This is a genomic window from Streptomyces sp. NBC_00259, from assembly GCF_036181745.1.
In the GTDB taxonomy this organism is placed as follows: domain Bacteria; phylum Actinomycetota; class Actinomycetes; order Streptomycetales; family Streptomycetaceae; genus Streptomyces; species Streptomyces pratisoli.
Window position 1 is genome coordinate 3,107,934 of record NZ_CP108080.1, and the last position, 21,302, is coordinate 3,129,235.

Sequence of the window (21,302 nt, forward strand, 5' to 3'; positions counted from 1 at the left end):
CCACCATGGCCGGATCATTCGTCACCGGTGAGGGCGTCGGCGTTGAAGTGGTGAACACGCAAGATCAACACCACGTCGTCGCGGTAGTCCTCCTGGTACCAGAGCATCACTGGCCCGTCCCCATGGCTGAGGACGCCGGAGGCGGATTCGGTGATGTCGAAAGGGCGGCCGATGCGGCGTACACCGACTGCTTCGGAGATGCGCTGTGCGACGTTCTCGATGTCGCGGCGTTGCTCCGCGGTGAGTCCCCCGACAACGTGCTCGGCGTCGGGAAGGTACTCCCAGGTCCAGTCACTCACGCGGCGGCCGCCTCCGCGTCGGCGAGGATGCGGCCGATCTCGGCGGCGGCGGCGCGGCGGGCGGCGCGGTCGTCGGAGGTGGCGACGATGTGTTCGCACTCGCGGAGTCGACCGGCGCGGGCGGGCCAACGGGTAACGGCCACCCAGGCCCACCAGTGTTCTGTGAAGTGACGTCCGGGGAGAAGGCTGTATTCGTCGCGAGCCTGGTCCATGGCGGTGGCCCAGTCGGCATCGAAGCGCGGGAGCACATCGGGGTCGATTCGCGCGACAGCGACACGCAGGGCTGCCGGGGTCTTCGCGGGCATGCGGATGAGCGGTTCGCCGGCCGGCTCAGTGGGCTGTGAGGTCATCTCGGGCTCCTGAAAGGGGAATTGACTCGGTCAGGCGGCGCTCGCCGCTTCGCCCTTCTCCCGGTTCGCACGACCCTCGTGGTCTCGATGCCGTCGGCGCAGAGTGTCGCGGTTCATGCCAGTGATGCGAGTCGCCGCTGCCTGTGCGCCTCGGGGGCCGTGCTCAAGGAGGTCGAGCAGCGCCGCCTCGAACTCCGTCTCTGCGTCGGCCAGGCGCTTCGTGGCGCGCTCCAGGCGGCGAATGCGGGGATCCTCGGGCGTGGCAGTTCGGGGCATGGGCCCCATGATTGCCGAAATGATCGGCCGAATGCAACGGCCGATTCATTCGGCATCTTGTCTCACCCCCGCAGCGCCGCGATCGCCTCCGTCAGGGCCGACGGGACGTCCTGGACCAGGGTGTGCACCCCGTCCCGCACGACGTGCCGGCCTGCGACGACCGTGTGGCGGATGTCCGCCGACGTGGCCGCGAAGACCGCCGTCTCCGCGCCCAGCCTCGGCAGCGGGCCCGCCGTGCGGACCGTGTCGAGGGCCACCGTGGTGAAGTCGGCGAGGGCGCCCGCTTCCAGGCGGCCCGCGTCGGGCCAGCCCAGGGACGCGTGGCCGTCCTCCGTGGCGGCGCGCAGCAGTGCCGCCGCCGTCCAGTGGCCGCGGGTGCGGCTGCGCAGGCGCTCGTTCAGTTCCATCGCGCGCGCCTCCTCCAGGAGGTCGATCACCGCGTGGCTGTCGCTGCCGAGGGAGAGCGGGGAACCCGCGCGCTGGAGGGCGTGCGCGGGGCCGATGCCGTCGGCCAGGTCCCGTTCGGTCGTGGGGCACATACAGGTGCCGGTCGTGCTGCCGCCGAGCAGCGCGATGTCGTCGTCCGTGAGATGCGTGTTGTGGACGCCGGTCGTGCGCGGGCCCAGCACACCGTTGTCGGCGAGCAGCCGTGCCGGGGTGCAGCCGTGGGCGGCGAGGCAGGCGTCGTTCTCGGCGGTCTGCTCGGAGAGGTGCACATGGAGGGGCGCCTCACGGGACGCCGCCCACTCGGCCACCGTCGACAGCTGCGCCGCCGGGACGGCCCGTACGGAGTGGATCGCCGCACCGATGCGCGCCCACTCCTGGTCCTTGAGGAGCGACACCCGCTGCGCCCACGCGTCGGCCGTGCCGTCGGAGAAGCGGCGCTGGTGCGCCGTGGGAGGTTCGCCGAAGCCCGCCGACAGATACGCCGTGTCGAGCAGCGTGATCCGGATGCCCGCGTCCGCCGCCGCGGCGATCAGCGCCTCGCCCATGGCGTTGGGGTCGGCGTACGGCGTGCCGTCCGGGGCGTGGTGGACGTAGTGGAACTCGCCCACCGCCGTGATCCCGGCCAGCGCCATCTCCGCGTACACCGCCCGCGCCAGCGCGTGGTACGACTCCGGCGTCAGCCGCGCAGCCACCTTGTACATGAAGTCGCGCCAGGTCCAGAACGTCCCCGAGCCGACCTGGACGAGGCCGCGCAGGGCCCGGTGGAAGGCGTGGCTGTGGGCGTTCGCGAGACCGGGGACGGTGAGACCGCGCAGCACCTCGGCGCCAGGCGGCGGGGTCTCGGCCCCGGTCCGGACCGCCGTGATCCGGCCGTCGCGCACGTCCAGCGCCACTCCGGGCTCGACATGGGTGCCGAGCCAGGCGTGTTCCAGCCAGTACGTCGTCAGCTGCACGCGAGTCCCTCCAGTACGTCGGCCAGTGCGATGACCCCGGCGAGGCAGTCGTCCTCGGCCGCGTACTCGGCCGGGGAGTGCGAGACACCCGTCGGATTCCGTACGAACAGCATGGCGGTCGGGATGGACTCCGAGAGGATTCCCGCGTCGTGTCCCGCGCCGGTGCCGAGCAGCGGGGCCCGTCCGCCGAGGATCTTGCCGAGCTCGTCGCGCAGCGCGTGCTCGAACTCGACGACGGGCGTGAACGACTCCCGTACGACGGTGAGGTCGATGCCGTTGCGTTCGGCGTGCTCGCGGGCGGCCGCCTCGATCGCGGCCGTGACGACGTCCAGGGCCGACTGTTCCGGCGCGCGCGAGTCGAGCCAGCCGCGGACGAGCGACGGGATGGCGTTGACGCCGTTCGGCTCGACGGAGACCTTGCCGAAGGTCGCGACGGCGCCCGCCAGCTCCGCCTCGCGGCGGGCGGCGAGGACGGTCTCGGCGTACGTCAGCATCGGGTCGCGGCGGTCCGCGAGACGGGTGGTGCCGGCGTGGTTGGCCTCGCCGCGGAAGTCGAACCGCCAGCGGCCGTGGGGCCAGATGGCGCTCGCGATGCCGACGGGGTCGCCGGACAGGTCGAGGGCACGGCCCTGTTCGACGTGGAGTTCGACGAACGCGCCGATGCGGGCGAGGCGTTCGGGGTCGGGGCCGATGGCGTCGGGGTCGTAGCCGGTCGCCTCCATGGCCTGGGGGAGGCTCACACCGTCCCCGTCCCGGAGTTCGTACGCCTGCGCCTTGGTCAGCCGGCCGGCGGTGAGCCGGGAGCCGACGCAGGCGAGGCCGAAGCGTGCGCCCTCCTCGTCGCCGAAGTTGGTGATGGCGATGGGCTTGGTGAACGTCGCTCCCCTGCGGCGGAGTTCGTCGAGCGCGGCGAAGGAGGACACGACGCCGAGGGGGCCGTCGAAGGCGCCGCCGTCGGGCACGGAGTCCAGGTGGGAGCCGGTGACGACGGCGTCACCTGCCGAAGGGTCGCCGAGCCAGGCCCACTGGTTGCCGTTGCGGTCGGTCTCGCAGGTGAGGCCGCGGGCCGCGGCCTGCTCCTGGAACCAGGTGCGGCAGTCGGCGTCGGCGCCGGTCCAGGCATAGCGGCGGTAGCCGCCCGAGTCGGCGTTGCGCCCGATGGTCGCGAGGTCCGCCCACATCTCGTGGAACGAGAGGGGTGTGGGCGGACGTTCCGCCGCGGCAAAACGGGCGGGCACAACCCGGTCGGGGTCGCTCACGAGTCCTCCCGCATCGGGATGCGGACGCCGCGGTCCCCGGCGACCGACTCCGCGATGTCGTAGCCCGCGTCCACGTGACGGATCACGCCCATGCCCGGGTCGTTCGTCAGCACGCGGCGGATCTTCTCGCCCGCGAGCTTCGTGCCGTCGGCGACCGTGACCTGGCCGGCGTGGAGGGAGCGGCCCATGCCGACGCCGCCGCCGTGGTGGATGGACACCCACGAGGCGCCGGAGGCGACATTGACCATGGCGTTGAGCAGCGGCCAGTCGGCGATCGCGTCCGAGCCGTCGAGCATCGCCTCGGTCTCGCGGTACGGGGACGCGACCGATCCGCAGTCGAGGTGGTCGCGGCCGATGGCCAGCGGGGCCGCCAGCTCGCCGCTGGCCACCATGTCGTTGAAGCGCTCGCCCGCGCGGTCGCGCTCGCCGTAGCCCAGCCAGCAGATGCGCGCCGGGAGGCCCTGGAAGTGGACGCGCTCGCCGGCCAGCTTGATCCAGCGGGCCAGGGACTCGTTCTCGGGGAAGAGGTCCAGCATCGCCTTGTCGGTCTTCGCGATGTCCGACGCCTCGCCCGACAGCGCCGCCCAGCGGAAGGGGCCCTTGCCCTCGCAGAAGAGGGGCCGGATGTACGCCGGTACGAAGCCGGGGAACGCGAACGCCCGGTCGTAGCCGGCCAGCTGCGCCTCGCCGCGGATGGAGTTGCCGTAGTCGAAGACCTCGGCGCCCGCGTCCATGAAGCCGACCATGGCTTCCACATGGCGGGCCATCGACTCGCGGGCCCGGGTCGTGAACCCGGCCGGGTCCTTCGCCGCGTAGGACGCCATGTCGTCGAAGTCGACGCCCACCGGGAGGTAGGACAGCGGGTCGTGGGCCGACGTCTGGTCGGTCACGATGTCGATCGGGGCGCTTTCCGCCAGCATCTGCGGCAGCAGCTCCGCCGCGTTGCCGAGCAGGCCGATCGACAGCGGGCGGCGGGCGTCCCGGGCCTCCACCGCGAGCTGGAGGGCGTGGGCGAGGTTGTCGGCCTTCACGTCCAGGTAGCGGTGCTCGATCCGGCGCTCGATCGCGCGCGGGTCGACGTCGATGCAGATCGCGACGCCGTCGTTCATGGTCACGGCGAGCGGCTGGGCGCCGCCCATTCCGCCGAGACCGGCCGTGAGCGTGATCGTCCCGGCCAGGGTGCCGTCGAACTTCTTCGCCGCCACGGCCGCGAAGGTCTCGTACGTGCCCTGGAGGATGCCCTGGGTGCCGATGTAGATCCAGGAGCCGGCGGTCATCTGGCCGTACATGGTGAGGCCGAGGGCCTCCAGGCGCCGGAACTCCTCCCAGTTCGCCCAGTCGCCGACCAGGTTGGAGTTGGCGATGAGCACGCGCGGCGCCCACTCGTGGGTCTGCATGACGCCGACGGGGCGGCCGGACTGGACGAGCATCGTCTCGTCCTGCTTCAGGGTCCGCAGCGTGCGCACCATCGCGTCGAAGGAGCGCCAGTCGCGGGCGGCCTTTCCGGTGCCGCCGTAGACGACGAGCTTGTCGGGGTGCTCGGCGACCTCCGGGTCGAGGTTGTTCTGGAGCATGCGCAGCGCGGCTTCCTGCTGCCATCCAAGGGCGCTCAGTTCCGTACCACGCGGTGCCCTGACCGGGCGGGGTCCAGACATGCCGATGCCTCCTCGCGACAGTGACTCTTCTATTCACATCCTGGCCTCCTGAATAATTCCAGTCAACAGGGCGGCACGGGACGGGCCCGGATGATTGACTGGTACACATGGCTCATCTGGCTTCAGACCGTCGTGATCAGGCCGTCCGAGCGGCCGTGGAACAAGGCCTTCTCAACGGGAGCGAGCCCGTCACCGCCCTGCTCGACATCGCCGGGATCCGCGCCTCCGCCGCCGCGCTCACGGCCGCCTTCGCCGAGATCACCGACGCCCCCGTCCTGCACGCCTTCGCCGTCAAGGCCGGCCCGCTGGTGCCGGTGCTGCGCCTGCTGGACTCGGAGGGCATCGGCGCGGAGGTCGCCAGCCCAGGCGAGCTGGCACTGGCCCGCGCCGCCGGCATCCGGCCGGAGAACATCGTCCTCGACTCCCCCGCCAAGACCCTCCCCGAACTGCGTGAGGCACTCGGCCTCGGGATCGCCGTCAACGCCGACAACCTCCAGGAACTCGACCGGATCGACGACCTGGTCGGCCGGGAACCCAGTCGCTCCCCGCTCGGTCTGCGGGTCAACGCCCAGATCGGCGCGGGCGCGATCGGGGCGCTGTCGACCGCCACGAAGACCTCGAAGTTCGGCGTCGCGCTGCGCGACGAGGGCGCCCGCGAGCGGGTCGTCCGGGCCTGTCTCGACCGGCCGTGGCTGACCCGGCTGCACACCCACTCCGGCTCGCAGGGACTGACCCTGGAACTGATGGCCAAGGGCGTACGGGCCGTGTACGAGCTGGCCGAGGAGATCAACGCGGCCGCCGGGCGGCAGCAGATCGACACGATCGACATCGGCGGCGGGCTTTCGGTCAACTTCACCTCCGACGAGGAGACCCCGACCTTCGCCATGTACGCCCGGACCCTGCGGGAGGAGGTCCCCGGACTGTTCGACGGGCGGTACGGGCTGGTCACCGAGTTCGGCAGGTCGCTGCTGGCCAAGCACGGCACGGTCCTCACCCGGGTCGAGTACACGAAGACCACCGGCGCCCGGCCCATCGCCGTCACCCATGCGGGCGTCCAGATCGCCACCCGCACCATCTACGACCCCGTCTCATGGCCGCTGCGGATCGCGGTGTACGACGCGAAGGGCGTGCCCAGGACCGGTGACGCCGTCGTGCAGGACATCGCGGGTCCTGCCTGCTTCGCGGGCGACCTGCTGGCCGAGGCGCGGGCGCTGCCGCTGCTGGAGCCGGGCGACGTGGTCCCGGCACTGGACACCGGCGCGTACTACTTCAGCAGCCACTACGCGTACAACAGCCTCGCCAGGCCCGGGATCCACGGCTTCCGGGCCGACGGGGACGGGATCGGGTTCGTGACGGTCCGGGCCGCGCAGAGCCTGGAGGAGATCGTCACGGAGGCGGGCGGCGGCTCGGCGGACGCGCTGCTGTAGCGGGCGGTTGTCGTACCCCGGTGGTTCCATGGAGCCATGACCAGCAGCAGCGTCGTCGTCGAGCGCCGCGTCGCCGCGCCCGCCGGGCGGATCTGGGAGGCCCTGACCGACCTGGAGGGCTCGCAGCGCGTGCTCAGCGGGGTGGAGCGGATCGAGGTCCTCACGGAGGGCGGCTTCGGCGTCGGCACCCGGTGGCGCGAGACCAGACGGATGCTCGGCAAGGAAGCCACCGAGGAGATGTACGTGACGGTGAGCGAGCCGCCGGAGCGCTTCGTCGTCGAGGCCGACAACCACGGCGCCCACTATGTGTCCGAGTTCGCGCTGCGCGCCGACGGGCCCGAGACGACCACGGTGCGGATGACGTTCTCCGCCACGCCTCCCGGGGGCTTCATGGGCCTGCTCACCAAGGTGCTCGGGCCGCTCGGCGAGCGTGCCGTGGCCAAGGCCATCGCGCGGGACCTCGCCGATGTCGCGGCCGCCGTGGAGGGCCGCGGCGGCTGACGCGCGCGCCGGGCCGCCCGGTGCGCCCCGCGGCCACGGCCACCGCCGGGGCCGGCCCCGTACGGCCCAACCACTCGCACCGCACGCATCACGGGCATCCCGACGGGCAGGAACCTTCCCACCGCCGAACGGGAACGGGAGAGGTGTCTCATGGCCACATCCACTTCCACGGAACCACCCGAGCAGCAGCCTTCACTCAAACGCGCCATCGGCCCGAAGCTGCTGATCCTCTTCGTGATCGGCGACATCCTCGGTACGGGCATCTACGCCACGACCGGGAAGGTCGCGGGCAAGGTGGGCGGCGCGCTGTGGCTGCCGTTCCTGATCGGCTTCATCGTGGCGGTCATGACGGCGGCGTCGTACGTGGAGCTCGTCGGCAAGTACCCCAAGGCCGCAGGCGCCGCCCTCTACACCCAGAAGGCGTTCCGGCTGCCCTTCCTGACCTTCATCGTCGCCTTCATGGTGATGTGCTCCGGGCTGTCGTCCGCGAGCGCCGCCGCCCGCGCCTTCAGCGGCGACTACTTCCAGGAGTTCACGGACGCCGTCCCTTCCACCCTCATCGCGATCCTCTTCATCCTGGCGCTGGCCGCGCTCGCGCTGCGCGGTGTGTCGGAGTCCGTGAAGACCAACGTGGTGCTGACCATCGTCGAGCTCACCGGTCTGGTGATCATCCTCGCGATCGGGGCGTCGGCGATCTTCACCGGCTCCGGTGAGCCGTCCCGGCTGGGCGAGTTCCAGGCCTCCGGCACCGGATTCGCGCTGATGACGAGCATTCTGGGCGCCACGGCGCTGGGCTTCTTCGCGTTCGTCGGCTTCGAGGACTCGGTCAACATGGCGGAGGAGACGAAGGATCCGGTCCGCACCTTCCCGCGTGCGATCTTCCTCGGCGTCGGCGTGACCGGCACGATCTACGTGCTGGTCGCGCTGGTGTCCTCGCTGCTCGTGGACTACCGGGTGCTGGAGACGTCGAGCGGCCCGCTGCTGGAGGTCGTCAAGGCCGGCGGGGTCGACTTCCCGCCGAAGCTCTTCGCGCTGATCGCGCTCTTCGCGGTCACCAACTCCGCGCTGATCAACATCATGATGGCCTCGCGGCTCTGCTACGGACTCGCCAACGAGAAGGTGCTGCCGCGCGGCATGGGCCGGGTGCTCCCCAAGCGCCGTACGCCCGTCAACGGCATCATCTTCGTCACCGTGATCGCCATCGGCCTCGTCTCCACGGGAGAGATCGAAGGACTCGGCGACACCACCGCGTTCCTGCTGCTCTGCGTCTTCACGGTGGTCAACGTGGCGGTGCTGGTGCTCCGCAAGGACCACGTCGAGCACAGCCACTTCCGTACGCCGACGATCCTGCCGGTGCTGGGCGCGATCACCTCGGTCATCCTGGCCAGCCCGCTCTCGGAGCGTGGGTCGGACGTCTACATCAGGGCCGGCGTGCTGGTCGCCATCGGGATCGTCCTGTGGGCCGTCAACAAGGCGTGGATGAAGGTACGGCACGAGGAAGAGGCAGCCAGGCGCTGAGAACAGGCAGCCGAGGGCCGAATGGGGTGGGGCGGACCTTATCGGACCGGCTGCATGTTCCGATGGAAAATGCCAGAACTCCCACCTGCCCACACTCCGTTGCGTAACGTCATGGCTACGGACGTACGTCCGAGCCGTTCGCACACGTGCTGGAGGGGGATTTCCGCGTGCCCGGAATCGACGAGTGTCTGCTGCACGCCATGCGGCTGCCCGGAGTGCGCGGCGCCGCCCTCGTCGACTGGACCAGCGGACTCGCCCTCGGCACGGTCGGGGACGCGGCGGGCGCCGACCACGAGACGGCGGCGGCGGAGACCGCGGAGTTGGCGCGCATGGCGGCGGAGCACCCCACCTTCGCCCCCGTGGGGCTCGCCGACGGCCCGGACACGGACCTCGGCAAGAACCCTCCGGTCGAGGACCTCGTCGTCACCACCCGTACCTGCTATCACGTCCTGCGCTTCGTCGAGACGAGTTTCGACAGCAGCGTCCTGCTCCACCTCTGGCTCGACCGCGCCGAGGGCAATCTCGCCCTCGCCAGGCTGCGGATGAGAGACCTGACCGAGCGGCTGGTGCTGGAGTGACCGTCTCACCGATGCTGCTGCGGCTCGCCGCGGAGCGGGCCACGGGCGCGCTGTTACGCGACCGGGGAACGCTCTACCTCGTCGACGGCCAGGTGGTGCACGCCGAGAGCCCCGCCGCGCCCGGTATCGAGGTCCTGCTGACCGCCGGCGGGCGGCTGCGCGCCGACGGCTGGCAGGAGGCGCTCCGTGAGGCCGGGGCGCAGGGCCGGGTGGGCCGCCATCTCGTCGACAGCGGCCGGCTCAGCGGCGGCGAGCTGGAGATCTGCCACCTCGGAGCGCTGTACGACGCCGCGTACTTCGCGCTCGCGCCCAGCAGCGGCCCCTCCCGCTTCCGCTACGGGGTGGCGCACTGGATAGGCCCCGTACGGCCCGTGGCGGCCGAGGCCGTCGAACGGGAGACCTTACGGCGCAGAACACTGCTCGACCGGCTCTGGGCGCACCCCGAGACGGACACCTCGCCCGTCGTGCCCGTGCGCCGCTCCGCCGGGTCACGGACCGCCCCGCGCCAGCGCGCCGTGCTCGACCTGGCCGACGGGGTGCGCACCCCCGCCGACATCGCCCGGGCCCTCGGCCGCCCCGCGTTCCACACGCTGGTCGATGTGCGCCGGCTGGCCGCGGCCGGGCTCGTCGAGACCCCGCGAACCGACACCGGCGCCATCGCGCCGCTACCGCCACCCGATGTCGCCCGTGTGATGGGCACGTCCGCCGATCCGGACGTCGCCCTGCTCCGCCGGCTCCGTGACGCCCTGGAGGCAACGCTGTGATGCGCGCGATGAGACAGCGCGCCGAGAGGAGACAGCTGATGACCGCGAGTACCGGAGTCCTCGACGAACTCCACCGGTTGAGGACCCGGTTACCGCAGCTCACCGGCGCCCTCGCGGCCAGCGTGGACGGTCTCGTACTGGCCAGGGACACCCCGGACACGGAGGCGGAGACGGTCGCCGCGCTGACCGCCGCGGCACTCGGCGTGGCGGTGCGGCTCACCGAGGCGACCGGCCAAGGAGGCTTCCGCGAACTGCTCGTACGCGGTGAGAGCGGCTATGTGGCGACCTACGCGGCGGGGTCGGCCGCCGTGCTCACCGTCACCGCCGAGCCGCGCGTCAACGTCGGGCGGCTGCACCTCGAAGCCCGCAGGGCCGGGGCCCGCATCGCCGAACTCGTCGACGGCGCACTCGAACGTCCCTGACCGACCAGCACACCAACCCCGTGAGTTCCACGACTAGGAAAGGCATCACCATGGCGAACACCGAGACCGCTCTCAAGGAAGCGATGGCCACGATCGACGGCGCGATCGGCGTCGCGCTCGTCGACTACACCAGCGGCATGGCGCTCGGCACGATGGGCGGCGGCAAGCAGCTCGACCTGAACGTCGCGGCCGCGGGCAACACCGACGTGGTGCGGGCGAAGCTCCGCACCATGGAAATGCTCGGCCTCCAGGACGACATCGAGGACATCCTCATCACCCTGGGGTCGCAGTACCACCTGATCCGCCTCCTCAAGGCACGAGGCGGCAACGGGCTGTTCCTGTACATGGCCCTGGACACCAAGCGCGCCAACCTGGCGATGGCCCGGCACCAGCTGCGCAAGATCGAGGCGGGACTGGAGGTCTGACCCTCGCCGGCGCCCCGCCGACCGCTCAGCGGCGCCGCGCCCCGCCCGGGGCGGCGTCCCCGGCGGCGGGGCCGGTCGTGCGGTAGCCCAGCACCTCGGCGCCGGCGGGCGTGCCGCTCGCCACCCAGTCGGTGCGTACCCACTGCAGGGTCTGTGCCGCGCTCTCCCGCCGGCCCAGGGCACATGCCTTGAGCCACAGCCCGGTTCCGGCGCCCGCGAGCAGCAGCCCGCCCGCCGCCGGGACGGCGAACGCGCTCCCCACGGCGCCGGCGAACGCCGCCAGCAGCCACCAGCGGTGCGCGCGCCGCCAGTTCCGTGCCGTCACGGCCCGGTCCTGGAGGACGTCGCCTCGGGCGGCCCGGGCGGCAGCGAGCTCCAGCGCCCGGTAGCGGCCCCTGCGGACCGATGCCACGACGGCCGCCGCGAGGAGGAACAGCGCGGCTCCGCCGTACAGTCCGATCCTGCGCCCGGTCAGTCCCTCCGGCACCAGCCCGACGGCCGCCGCCAGGGCGCCGAGCCACACCATCGGGGCCGCCCCGGCCCGTACGATCACCGCGACCCGCGCCAGTGTGTGACCTCCGCGCCCCACGCCCCAGCTCCCTTCACGCACCCGGCATGTCCGGGCAGGGAGGCTAACCCGGCTTTCTGAGGAACGGCTGAGAGGCGGCGGAACGGCGGGGCGGCGGTATCAATCCGTGAACAGCCCGCGCTCCGCGGCCCGGGTGTCGAACTCCTCCAACCGGGCCTGCGCGTCCGGCAGATCGTCGCACATCGCCTCCAGCAGCACCCGGCCCAGCATCATCGGCGCGCACGCCGTGTCGAAGGCCAGGCCCGTGCCGACCGCGGCCGGGATCAGCAGATCGCTGTGGGCGGCGACGGGCGCGAACGCCGAATCGGCGACCGTCACGACGCTCAGCCCGGCCGACCGGGCGTACGCCAGCGCTTCCACGACCTCCTTGGGATGGCGCGGCAGGGCGAAGCAGAGCAGTGCGCTCGCGCCCGCACGGCGGGCGGCGTCGATCCGGTCGGCGAGCATCGTGCCGCCCTCGTCGAGGAGACGTACGTCCGGGTGGACCTTCGCCGCGAAGTACGCGAAGCCGCGGGCCTGGGAGGAGGCTGCGCGCAGGCCGAGCACGAGGAGGGGGCGGGAGGCGGCGAGCAGCCGGCCGGCCCGTTCGACGGGTGCCGGGTCGGCGAGCATCCCGGCAAGATGCCGCAGATTCTCGATCTCGGCGTGCACGGCCTGCTGGTACTCGGTGAACCCGTCGTCGTCACCGGCCGGTTCGGTGGGCGCGACCTCGCGCAGGTGTCTGCGCAGCGCCGGGTACCCGTCGAAGCCGAGCGCGACGGCGAAGCGGGTCACGGAGGGCTGGCTGACCCCGGCGAGTTCGGCCAGTTCGACGCTGGACAGGAAGGGCACGTCGGCGGCCCGGCGCACCATGCAGTGGGCGATACGGCGCTGGGTGGGGGTGAGCCGGTGCCCCTCGAAGAGCTGCTGCAGTCGTGCGGCAGGGCTGCTGTCGTTCATACCGTCCCCCAGGTCGTCTCACCGAACGTGCCGGATGCGCCGGTCGTCCCGGTCGTGCTGTCGGTCGTGCCGGTCATGGTGCTGGTCGTGCCGCCGGTCATGGTGCCGCTCGCGCCGCTGGTCATGGTGCCGCTCGCGCCGAAGGTGTCGAGCAGTGCGGCCGCCGCGGTCACGTCGTCGGTCAGCGGCCGGTCGGTGTGCTCCTCGTCGAGCACCGCCTCGGCCAGCGCGAACGCCCGCCCGACCGGCAGATCCGGGTCGGGGCGCAGCCCTCGCTGGCGCAGGGCCCGTACGGCGGCGACGAGTTCACAGCCGACGACGAGCCGGTACGGGCCGCTCGCCCGAAGGGTCTGGCGGGCGGCGAGCGAGGCGAAGCTGGCCTGCTCCTCGACGCCCCGGGACAGTACCGCGTGGCCGAGGGACGCGGGGGCGGAACAGGCACGAAGATCACCGAGGGCGGCCCCGGCCGCGTACTCGAGGATCATCACGCCCGACGACGCGGGCTCGGTGTCCGCGAGGAACGGCCGCAGCCTGGTGTAGGCGGGCTCGTTGAGCGCGGAGAGCCGGGAGGTGGAGAGCCGGGCGACCTGGGTGAGCGAGAGCCTGAAGTGGTCGAGGTCCAGGGCGAGTCCGGCGAGGTAGAAGCCGCCGTGGTGGTAGGCGGCGTGCTCCTCGGGGCGGATCAGCGGGTTCTCGGCGGCGGCGTTGATCTCGACGGTGAGGGCCCGCTCCAGCGCGTCCGCCGCGTCGTGCGCGGGCCCGTGGATCTGCGGCACACAGCGGAAGCCGTACGGGTCCTGGATCCGGCCGAGCGGAGGCGTCGGACGGGCGGGCGCGCCCAGCACCCCGCGCATCCGCGCGGCGACGGTGGTGGACCCGGGGTGCGGGCGGGCCGCGTGGACGGGTTCTGCGTACGCCTCGTAGGAGCCGTCGACGGCGAGCAGGGAGAGCGCGGCGACGAGTTCGGTGGCGGTGACCAGCCGGCGCAGTTCGTCCAGGGCGAGCGCGGACTGGCCGAGGGTGAGCGCGTTGCTGCTGATCAGGGCGAGGGCGTCGTTGTTGTCGAGGGGCTGGGCGGCGGGGGCGGGGCCGGGCCCCTGCCAGGGGTGCTCACCGGCCAGGGCGAGGCCCATCTGCGCGAGCGCCGCGATGTCGCCGGTGCCGACGGAGCCGTACTCGTGGACGACGGGGTGCGCGCCTGTCTCCAGCGCCTCGCACAGCGCGGTGATCACGGTGGGGCGCAGTCCGGCGCCGCCGGCGAGGAGCTGGTTGGCGCGGACGGCGAGCATGGCGCGGACCTCGCGGGCCGGCAGCGGCTCGCCGATGGCACCGGCGTGGCTGCGCAGCAGCCGCAGGCCGTGGTCGGCGGCCGCCTCGGTGGGGATGTCCTCGCTGCGGTTGGCGCCGACGCCCGTGGAACGGCCGTACACCCGGCCCGAGGCGGCGAGTTCGCGGGCGGTGTCCCAGGCGTACTCGACGCGTTTCATGGCCTCGGTGCCGGGCACGGGGCGGACGGCGCCGTCGGCGAGCCGGACGATGTCGGCGACCGGAAGGCTCTGTCCGTCGAGGACGACGATGTCGGCCGGACCGTCCACCATGTGGGACGACATCATGCGCGTACGCCTCCTTTTCCGGACAGCTCGTCTTGTCGTACGAGCATTCGTCACCAGGGATTTACCCGAGGGCATTGACAACTTATTCAGTCACCCAGAACTGTGCATGACCATATGCAGGCCGGGCAAGGGACGACTGATGATCAGATTCGACGCAGTGGACAAGCGCTTCCCCAACGGCACGACGGCGGTCAGCCGGCTCACCATGGAGATGCCGGAGGGCGGGATCACCGTCCTCGTCGGCTCCTCGGGATGCGGCAAGACCACCACCCTCCGCATGATCAACCGAATGGTGGAACCGACGTCCGGCACGATCCACGTCGGCGGCACGGACATACGGTCCCAGGACGCGGCCGAGCTGCGGCGCTCCATCGGCTACGTGATCCAGCAGGCGGGCCTCTTCCCGCACCGCACGATCCTCGACAACGTCGCCACCGTGCCGCTGCTGCTCGGCTGGGGCCGCCGCAAGGCCAGGGCGCGGGCGGCGGAGCTGCTGGAGACCGTCGGCCTCGCCGCCGACACCGGCAGGCGCTACCCGCACCAGCTCTCCGGCGGTCAGCAGCAGCGGGTCGGGGTGGCGCGGGCGCTGGCCGCGGATCCGCCGGTGCTGCTGATGGACGAGCCGTTCGGCGCGGTCGACCCGGTCGTCAGGACCCAGCTCCAGGACGAACTGCTGCGCCTGCAGCGCGAGCTCAACAAGACGATCGTCTTCGTCACCCACGACGTCGACGAGGCCGTACGCCTCGGCGACCGCATCGCCGTGTTCCGCACCGGCGGCCATCTCGTCCAGTACGCCGAGCCCGCGGAGCTGCTGGCCCGCCCGGCGGACGGGTTCGTCGCGGACTTCCTCGGCGCGGAGCGGGGCCTGAAGCTGCTGTCGCTGAGCACCCTGGCCGGTGTGCCGCAGGCTACGGCCCCCGAAGGCGGCCGCTGGCGGCTCGTCCTGGACGGGTCGCGCAGCCCGCTCGGCTGGCGCGACAACGATGCCACGGACGACGCCCCGCTGCTGCCGGTCCGTGCGCTGCGCGACACGGACTCCCTCCTCGCGGCCCTCGACGAGTCGGTCGCCTCGCCGACCGGCGTCGTGGCCCGCGTCGACGCGGACGGCGTCCTCACCGGCGTCTCGTCCCGCGACGACATCCACGACCACGCCGCCGCGGCCCACCGTGCGGCGGGCACCGCCCTCGGCGTCCCGGCGACCGGGGCCACCGGAAGCCCCGCCGCGGACGCCGCACCGGACGCCGCACCGGACTCCGCGTCGGAAGCCGTGTCGGCCGACGCCGTCGCGCCGGCGAAGCACGCCGGGCAGGCCGGAGGCGGGGCCTCGTGACCATCGACTGGAGCTGGCTCGCCGACCACACCGGCGATCTCACCGCGCTCACCGTCTCGCACCTTCAAGCCGCCCTGTCCGCCGTGCTGTTCGGACTGCTGATCTCGCTTCCGCTCGCCGTCGTGGCGCACCGGATACGGCCGCTGCGCGGATTCCTGCTCGGGATGTCGAACGTCCTGTTCACCATCCCCTCGATCGCCGTGTTCGTGCTGCTGCTCCCGGTCTCCGGGCTCACCCGCACCACCACCGTCATCGGGCTGACGATCTACACCCTGGTCGTGCTGCTGCGGAACACCGTCGAGGGCCTCGACTCGGTCCCGGCGAGGACCAAGGAGGCGGCCAAGGCGATGGGGACGCGCCCGCTGCGCACCCTGCTCACCGTGGAGCTGCCGCTCGCCCTGCCCGTGATCATGGCGGGGGTGCGGATCGCGACGGTCATGTCCATCTCGCTCGTCAGCGTCGCCACGTACATCGGCGACGGCGGCCTCGGACAGCTCTTCACCGACGGCTTCCAGCGCGGCTTCCCGACGCCCGTCGTCGCCGGGATCGTCCTCACCCTGCTCCTCGCGCTGGCCGCGGACGCGCTGCTGGTCGCCGTGCAGTACGTGCTCACCCCCTGGCGAAGGAAGCGGGCCTGACATGTACGAGCTCTTCAAGGACCTCGGTGGCTGGCTCGTCAGCGGCGCCCAGTGGTCGGGCCCGGACGGCATCGGGCACCGGCTCGCCGAGCACCTCCAGTACTCGCTGCTCGCCACCCTCATCGCGGCGGCGATCGCCCTGCCCGTCGGGCTGCTCATCGGGCACACCGGGCGCGGCGCCTTCCTCGCCATCAACCTCTCCTCCTTCGGCCGCGCACTGCCCACCGTCGGACTGGTCGTCCTCGTCTTCCTGGCCGGCGGACTGTCCATGACCCCGGTGTACGTGGCGCTGGTGGCCCTCGCCGTCCCGGCGATCGTCACCAACACCTACGCGGGCATGACCGCCGTGGACCCGGAGGTGAAGGACGCCGCCCGCGGCCAGGGCATGCGCGGCCACCAGGTCCTCCTCCAGGTCGAGATCCCGCTCGCGATGCCGCTGATCATGACCGGGCTGCGACTCGCGCTCATCCAGGTCGTGGCCACGGCCACCATCGCCGCGTACGTCAGCTTCGGCGGCCTCGGCCGGTACGTCTTCGACGGCCTCGCCCAGCGCGATCTCGTCCAGGTGCTCGGTGGTGCCGTCCTCGTCGCGGTCGTCGCCGTCGTACTCGACCTGGCGCTCGCCGCCCTGCACCGCGTCCTCTTCCCCCTGCGCCCCGCGGGGCGTGGGGCGACCCCCCGACCGCCCCGCACAACCGCGTAAGGACACCCCATGAACCGACGCACCCTGCTCGGCGGACTGCTCGCCGCCGCGGCCGTCCCCGCGCTCGCCGCCTGCAGCAGCGGCATCACCTCCCTCGAAGGCGAGGGCGGCTCCCTCGGCGGCGGCGGGTCCAGCAAGGACGGACTCACCATCGGCACCGCCAACTTCACCGAGAACCAGATACTCGGCTTCCTCTACGCCGCCGTGCTCGGTGCGGCCGGGGTGAAGACGACCGTCCGCCCCAACCTCGGCACCCGCGAGATCCTCATCCCCGCCCTCAAGGGCGGGGACATCGACCTGCTGCCCGAGTACCAGGGCGCCCTGCTCCACTACCTCGACCCGAAGGCCGAGGCCACCGAGGAAGGCGAGATGCAGAACGCCCTCGCCGCTGCCCTGCCCGCGGGCCTCCAGGTCCTCCCGTACGGCGCCGCGGAGGACTCCGACGCCTTCGCCGTCACCCGTGAGACAGCCGCCAGGTACGGCCTGAAGACCCTCGGCGACCTGGCCAAGCAGAACGGCAGACTGGTCATCGGCGCCGCACCCGAGGTGAAGAAGCGCGTCGTCGGCGTGATCGGGCTGAAGGACGTGTACGGCGTCGAGTTCCGGGAGTTCAAGTCCCTGGACTCCTCCGGACCGCTGGTCAAGGGCGCGTTGAAGAAGGGCGACGTGGACGTGGCGAACCTCTTCACCACCGACACCGACATCAAGGCCGAGGGCTGGGTCGTCCTGGAGGACCCCAAGAATCTCGTCCCCGGCCAGCACGTCGTCCCGCTGATCGCCGACCGCAAGGCCGACTCCACCGTACGCAAGGCCCTCGCCCGGCTCGGCAACGCGCTCACCACCGAGGCCCTCACCGAGCTCAACCGCCAGGTCGACAAGGACAAGAAGGACCCGGAGGACGTCGCGAACGCCTGGGCCGCGGCCAACGGACTGACGAAGAAGGGGGCCTGACGCCGTGCCAGGACTCGTCGAGCTGCGCTCCATCGACGTCGTACCGGACAGCGAACGGCACGGCACCGCCTTCTCCCAGTTCACGCTGTGGCTGGGCGCGAACCTCCAGATCACCGCCGTCGTCACCGGCGCCCTCGCCGTGGTCTTCGGCGGCGGCGCCTTCTGGTCGCTCCTCGGCCTGGCGCTCGGCAATGTGCTCGGCGGCGCGGTCATGGCCCTGCACTCCGCGCAGGGCCCGCGCCTCGGGCTGCCGCAGATGATCTCCTCACGCGCCCAGTTCGGGGTGAAGGGCGCGGTCGTCCCGCTGCTGCTGGTGATCGTGATGTACGTCGGCTTCTTCGCCAGCGGCAGCGTGCTCGCGGGACAGGCCGTCGGTGAACTCACCCACCTCGGCGAGACTCCCGGCATCATCATCTTCGCCCTGGTCACCGGGGGCGACGGCGACGGTCGGCTATCGCGTCATCCACGCCCTCGGCCGGGTCGCGAGCGTGGTGTGCGCGCTCGCGTTCGTCTACCTCGGCGTCCGGCTGCTGGACCGCGCCGACCTGGGCGCCATCCTCGCCGACCGCGCCTTCGACCTGCCGATGTTCCTGCTCGCCGTGTCCCTGTCGGCGTCCTGGCAGCTGGCCTTCGGCCCGTACGTCGCCGACTACTCGCGCTATCTGCCCCGTACGACCAGCGCCCGCGCCACCTTCTGGTGGACCCTCGCGGGCTCGGCGCTCGGGTCCCAGTGGTCGATGGCCTTCGGCGTGCTGGTCGCCGCGACCGCCGGGGAGGTGTTCCTTTCGGGCCAGGTCGGCTACGTCGTCGCCCTCGGCGGCACCGGGCTGATCGCGTCGTTCCTCTACTTCGTGATCGCGCTGGGCAAGCTGACCGTGAACGTGCTCAACACCTACGGCGGCTTCATGTCGATGGTCACCAGCGTCAGCGGGTTCCGCGGGCAGCGGACCCTCTCGCCGCGCGGACGGGCCCTCTACATCGCGGCCATCATGATCGCCGGCACCGCCGTGGCCCTGCTCGGCAAGGACAGCTTCCTCACCTCGTTCAAGGACTTCCTGCTCTTCCTGCTGACGTTCTTCACGCCCTGGTCGGCGATCAACCTGGTCGACTACTACCTGATCTCGCGCGAGCGCTACGACATCCCGGCGCTCTCCGATCCGCACGGGCGCTACGGCGGCTGGCGCTGGGACGCACTCGCCGTCTACGGCATCGGGCTGCTGGCCCAGCTGCCGTTCCTGGTGACGCACTTCTACACCGGGCCGCTCGTGGCACCGCTGGGCGGCGCCGACATCTCCTGGATCGTCGGTCTCGCCGTACCCGCGCTGCTGTACCGGCTGCTCGCGCGGAACTCCCGGGACACGGGGGTTAGCCCCACTGACACCCCGGTGCCCGCTCCCTACGCTGTGGAGCATGGAAGCCCGTGACCATGAGCTCACGAAGGAGCTCGACGCCACCCTTCACGCCCGCCGCGAGCTGGGTGCGGAGTACGAGCCGGCGCTGATCGAGTCGTTCCTGGAGAAGGTCGAGCAGCGCATGGACGCCACGGTCGACCGCCGGGTCCGGCGGCATCTGGCCGAGCAGCGGATGACCGTCGCCCGGGGAGCACGCCCCGGGCGCTCCGCGGAGAACTTCGGCGAGCGCTTCGGCCTCGGGATCATCACGCTGGTCCTCGCGATCCCGCTCTCGGCGATCGGCGCGGTGAACGCCGGCATCGAGGGCCTGTTCGTCACCTGGGCCGGCATCGTCGGCGTCAACGCCGTGTACGCCTTCCGCGGCCGGGGTCTCCTCGGCCGCCGCGAGAAGGCGGAGTCCGACTGGGAGGAGTGAGCCCTCCCGAACGGCCCGGAACCGCGGCGCCGCCACCCGGCCCGTGGCCACACCTCCCGTGACCACACCGCCCGTCGCCACCTCGTCCGTGCCTTCACGACCGTGGCTTCGCAGAAGTGGTACGAGCGCGACACGTTGGCGCAGCACTCGCTTAACACGCGTCCGGCACATTGAGGGGTGTCGGCGTCAAGGACCTCCGGAGCGGCTCCCGGACCTCCATGGACGCCCGGACGCGAGCCCGGCCCTGACCCGGAACGCGTCCCTCGCGGGGACCGCCGTCGTCCCGCCCCCCGGTCACCGGGGGTGCGGCGGTCCCCGCGCACCGCACCCCATATTCCGTAAGGGCCCCCTCAGGTCCGTGTCGGACACGGCCCAGGGGGCCCGTACCGCTACTTGCCGTCGGCCCTGGCCAGGAACGACAGCAGGTCCTGGCGGCTCACCACACCCGTGGGCTTGCCCTCGACCAGCACGATCGCCGCGTCCGCCGTGCCGAGCACGGACATCAGGTCGCCGACCGGCTCACCGGAACCGACCTGCGGCAGCGGTGCGCTCATGTGCTTCTCCAGCGGGTCGCCCAGCGACGCCCGCTGGGTGAAGAGCGCGTCCAGCAGCTCCCGCTCCACGACCGAGCCGATGACCTCGGCGGCCATGACGTCCGGGTGTCCGGCGCCCGGCTTGACGATCGGCATCTGGGAGACGCCGTACTCACGCAGGACGTCGATGGCCTGACCGACCGTCTCCTCGGGGTGCATGTGCACGAGCGAGGGCAGCGCGCCCTCCTTGTGCTGCAGCACATCGGCGACCCGCGGTGCGTCGCCCGCCTGCTCCAGGAAGCCGTAGTCGTTCATCCACTCGTCGTTGAAGATCTTCGAGAGGTAGCCGCGCCCGCTGTCCGGGAGCAGCACGACGACGACATCGTCCGGGCCGAGACCCTCGGCCACGCGCAGCGCCGCGACGACGGCCATGCCGCAGGAACCGCCGACCAGGAGGCCCTCCTCCTTGGCGAGGCGGCGCGTCATCTGGAAGGCGTCCTTGTCGGACACCGCGACGATCTCGTCGGTGACGTTCGGGTCGTAGGCGGTGGGCCAGAAGTCCTCACCGACACCCTCGATGAGGTAGGGCCGGCCGGAGCCGCCGGAGTACACGGAGCCCTCGGGGTCCGCGCCGACGATCCGGACCTTGCCGTCGCTGATCTCCTTCAGATAGCGACCGGTGCCGGAAATCGTGCCGCCGGTACCGACGCCCGCGACGAAATGGGTGATCTTTCCCTCGGTCTGTTCCCACAGCTCGGGACCGGTCGTCTCGTAATGCGAACGCGGGTTGTTCGGGTTGGAGTACTGGTCGGGCTTCCAGGCGCCCGGCGTCTCCCGCACCAGCCGGTCCGAGACGTTGTAGTACGAGTCCGGGTGATCGGGGTCGACCGCGGTCGGGCAGACGACGACCTCGGCCCCGTAGGCGCGCAGCACATTGATCTTGTCCGTGGACACCTTGTCAGGGCAGACGAAGATGCACTTGTAGCCCTTCCGCTGGGCCACGATCGCAAGGCCGACGCCGGTGTTGCCGCTGGTCGGCTCGACGATCGTGCCGCCCGGCTTGAGCGCCCCGCTCTCCTCGGCGGCCTCGATCATGCGTACGGCGATACGGTCCTTCACCGATCCGCCGGGGTTGAAGTACTCGACCTTGGCGAGAACCGTCGCCTGAATGCCCGCCGTAACGCTGTTCAGCTTCACCAGCGGGGTATTGCCAACCAGACTGATCATCGAGTCGTGGAATTGCACCGTAAGTCTCCGGGATCTCCGTAGTGGTTCCGTCAGCGTATGCGCATCCGGGGCGAGATT

At 71.7% G+C, this 21,302-nt stretch carries 22 protein-coding genes and 1 pseudogene; 13 read left to right on the plus strand and 10 right to left on the minus strand.

What is annotated here, in order from left to right; all coding sequences use genetic code 11:
• Window positions 1-14: 14 nt before the first annotated feature.
• The 6 genes from OG766_RS13870 to hutU all read right to left on the minus strand — a co-directional run bounded on the left by OG766_RS13870 (window position 15) and on the right by hutU (window position 5,239).
• Complete coding sequence (locus tag OG766_RS13870) at window positions 15-299, minus strand: hypothetical protein (protein WP_266378568.1); 285 nt, start codon at window positions 297-299, stop codon at window positions 15-17.
• Window positions 296-649, minus strand: coding sequence for a DUF6247 family protein (locus OG766_RS13875; protein ID WP_266378571.1), 354 nt, complete (start codon window positions 647-649; stop codon window positions 296-298). The genes OG766_RS13870 and OG766_RS13875 overlap by 4 nt, the downstream gene beginning before the upstream one ends.
• Window positions 650-679: 30 nt before the next feature.
• Window positions 680-925, minus strand: a complete 246-nt coding sequence (locus OG766_RS13880; RefSeq protein ID WP_266378574.1) for a hypothetical protein — start codon at window positions 923-925, stop codon at window positions 680-682.
• Window positions 926-987: 62 nt separating this feature from the next.
• On the minus strand, window positions 988-2,325 hold the full coding sequence (locus OG766_RS13885) for a formimidoylglutamate deiminase (protein WP_266378576.1): 1,338 nt from the start codon (window positions 2,323-2,325) through the stop codon (window positions 988-990).
• Complete coding sequence (locus OG766_RS13890; protein WP_266384104.1) at window positions 2,316-3,506, minus strand: allantoate amidohydrolase; 1,191 nt, start codon at window positions 3,504-3,506, stop codon at window positions 2,316-2,318. Before OG766_RS13890 ends, OG766_RS13885 begins: the two co-directional genes overlap by 10 nt.
• A 74-nt stretch (window positions 3,507-3,580) precedes the next feature.
• Window positions 3,581-5,239, minus strand: coding sequence for a urocanate hydratase (gene hutU / locus OG766_RS13895; protein ID WP_266378579.1), 1,659 nt, complete (start codon window positions 5,237-5,239; stop codon window positions 3,581-3,583).
• A 107-nt stretch (window positions 5,240-5,346) separates the two neighbouring features.
• Here hutU and OG766_RS13900 point away from each other — a divergent pair, with 107 nt between their 5' ends.
• From OG766_RS13900 to OG766_RS13930, 7 genes are all read left to right on the plus strand, one after another.
• The gene (locus OG766_RS13900) at window positions 5,347-6,666 is read left to right on the plus strand and encodes a diaminopimelate decarboxylase (protein ID WP_328725453.1); all 1,320 of its coding nucleotides are present in this window, start codon (window positions 5,347-5,349) and stop codon (window positions 6,664-6,666) included.
• Window positions 6,667-6,702: 36 nt separating this feature from the next.
• Window positions 6,703-7,167, plus strand: coding sequence for an SRPBCC family protein (locus OG766_RS13905; protein WP_266378584.1), 465 nt, complete (start codon window positions 6,703-6,705; stop codon window positions 7,165-7,167).
• Between the two features lie 150 nt (window positions 7,168-7,317).
• Entirely contained in the window at window positions 7,318-8,685 is a 1,368-nt protein-coding gene (locus tag OG766_RS13910; RefSeq protein ID WP_266378587.1) for an APC family permease, read from the plus strand.
• Window positions 8,686-8,852: 167 nt separating this feature from the next.
• Window positions 8,853-9,263, plus strand: coding sequence for a hypothetical protein (locus OG766_RS13915; RefSeq protein WP_266378590.1), 411 nt, complete (start codon window positions 8,853-8,855; stop codon window positions 9,261-9,263).
• A gap of 11 nt (window positions 9,264-9,274) precedes the next feature.
• Window positions 9,275-10,027 carry a transcriptional regulator gene (locus OG766_RS13920; RefSeq protein WP_266384107.1) on the plus strand — a complete coding sequence of 251 codons (753 nt, stop codon included), beginning with the start codon at window positions 9,275-9,277 and terminating at the stop codon, window positions 10,025-10,027.
• A gap of 38 nt (window positions 10,028-10,065) precedes the next feature.
• Complete coding sequence (locus OG766_RS13925; protein WP_266378592.1) at window positions 10,066-10,449, plus strand: roadblock/LC7 domain-containing protein; 384 nt, start codon at window positions 10,066-10,068, stop codon at window positions 10,447-10,449.
• 50 nt (window positions 10,450-10,499) lie between these two features.
• The gene (locus OG766_RS13930; protein ID WP_266378594.1) at window positions 10,500-10,874 is read left to right on the plus strand and encodes a hypothetical protein; all 375 of its coding nucleotides are present in this window, start codon (window positions 10,500-10,502) and stop codon (window positions 10,872-10,874) included.
• A gap of 25 nt (window positions 10,875-10,899) precedes the next feature.
• Here the strand turns inward: OG766_RS13930 and OG766_RS13935 are convergent, their stop codons facing one another.
• The 3 genes from OG766_RS13935 to OG766_RS13945 all read right to left on the minus strand — a co-directional run bounded on the left by OG766_RS13935 (window position 10,900) and on the right by OG766_RS13945 (window position 14,012).
• Window positions 10,900-11,463, minus strand: coding sequence for a hypothetical protein (locus tag OG766_RS13935; protein WP_266378596.1), 564 nt, complete (start codon window positions 11,461-11,463; stop codon window positions 10,900-10,902).
• A gap of 99 nt (window positions 11,464-11,562) precedes the next feature.
• The gene (locus OG766_RS13940) at window positions 11,563-12,402 is read right to left on the minus strand and encodes a MurR/RpiR family transcriptional regulator (RefSeq protein WP_323137282.1); all 840 of its coding nucleotides are present in this window, start codon (window positions 12,400-12,402) and stop codon (window positions 11,563-11,565) included.
• Window positions 12,399-14,012 (minus strand): aromatic amino acid ammonia-lyase, encoded by a 1,614-nt coding sequence (locus OG766_RS13945; protein WP_266384112.1) that lies wholly within the window; start codon window positions 14,010-14,012, stop codon window positions 12,399-12,401. Before OG766_RS13945 ends, OG766_RS13940 begins: the two co-directional genes overlap by 4 nt.
• A gap of 142 nt (window positions 14,013-14,154) precedes the next feature.
• On the opposite strand from OG766_RS13945, the gene OG766_RS13950 reads away from it, so the two are divergent.
• From OG766_RS13950 to OG766_RS13975, 6 genes and pseudogenes are all read left to right on the plus strand, one after another.
• Window positions 14,155-15,345, plus strand: coding sequence for an ABC transporter ATP-binding protein (locus OG766_RS13950; RefSeq protein WP_266378597.1), 1,191 nt, complete (start codon window positions 14,155-14,157; stop codon window positions 15,343-15,345).
• Window positions 15,342-15,983 (plus strand): ABC transporter permease, encoded by a 642-nt coding sequence (locus OG766_RS13955; RefSeq protein WP_266378600.1) that lies wholly within the window; start codon window positions 15,342-15,344, stop codon window positions 15,981-15,983. Before OG766_RS13950 ends, OG766_RS13955 begins: the two co-directional genes overlap by 4 nt.
• Window position 15,984: 1 nt before the next feature.
• Window positions 15,985-16,686, plus strand: a complete 702-nt coding sequence (locus OG766_RS13960) for an ABC transporter permease (RefSeq protein ID WP_266378603.1) — start codon at window positions 15,985-15,987, stop codon at window positions 16,684-16,686.
• Window positions 16,687-16,695: 9 nt separating this feature from the next.
• Window positions 16,696-17,637 (plus strand): ABC transporter substrate-binding protein, encoded by a 942-nt coding sequence (locus OG766_RS13965; protein ID WP_266378605.1) that lies wholly within the window; start codon window positions 16,696-16,698, stop codon window positions 17,635-17,637.
• 4 nt (window positions 17,638-17,641) lie between these two features.
• Window positions 17,642-19,061: pseudogene (locus OG766_RS13970) on the plus strand (purine-cytosine permease family protein).
• Complete coding sequence (locus tag OG766_RS13975; RefSeq protein WP_328725456.1) at window positions 19,048-19,464, plus strand: hypothetical protein; 417 nt, start codon at window positions 19,048-19,050, stop codon at window positions 19,462-19,464. Before OG766_RS13970 ends, OG766_RS13975 begins: the two are co-directional and overlap by 14 nt.
• A gap of 389 nt (window positions 19,465-19,853) precedes the next feature.
• Here OG766_RS13975 and OG766_RS13980 read toward each other — a convergent pair whose 3' ends face one another.
• Complete coding sequence (locus OG766_RS13980; protein ID WP_266378615.1) at window positions 19,854-21,242, minus strand: cystathionine beta-synthase; 1,389 nt, start codon at window positions 21,240-21,242, stop codon at window positions 19,854-19,856.
• Window positions 21,243-21,302 lie beyond the last annotated feature (60 nt).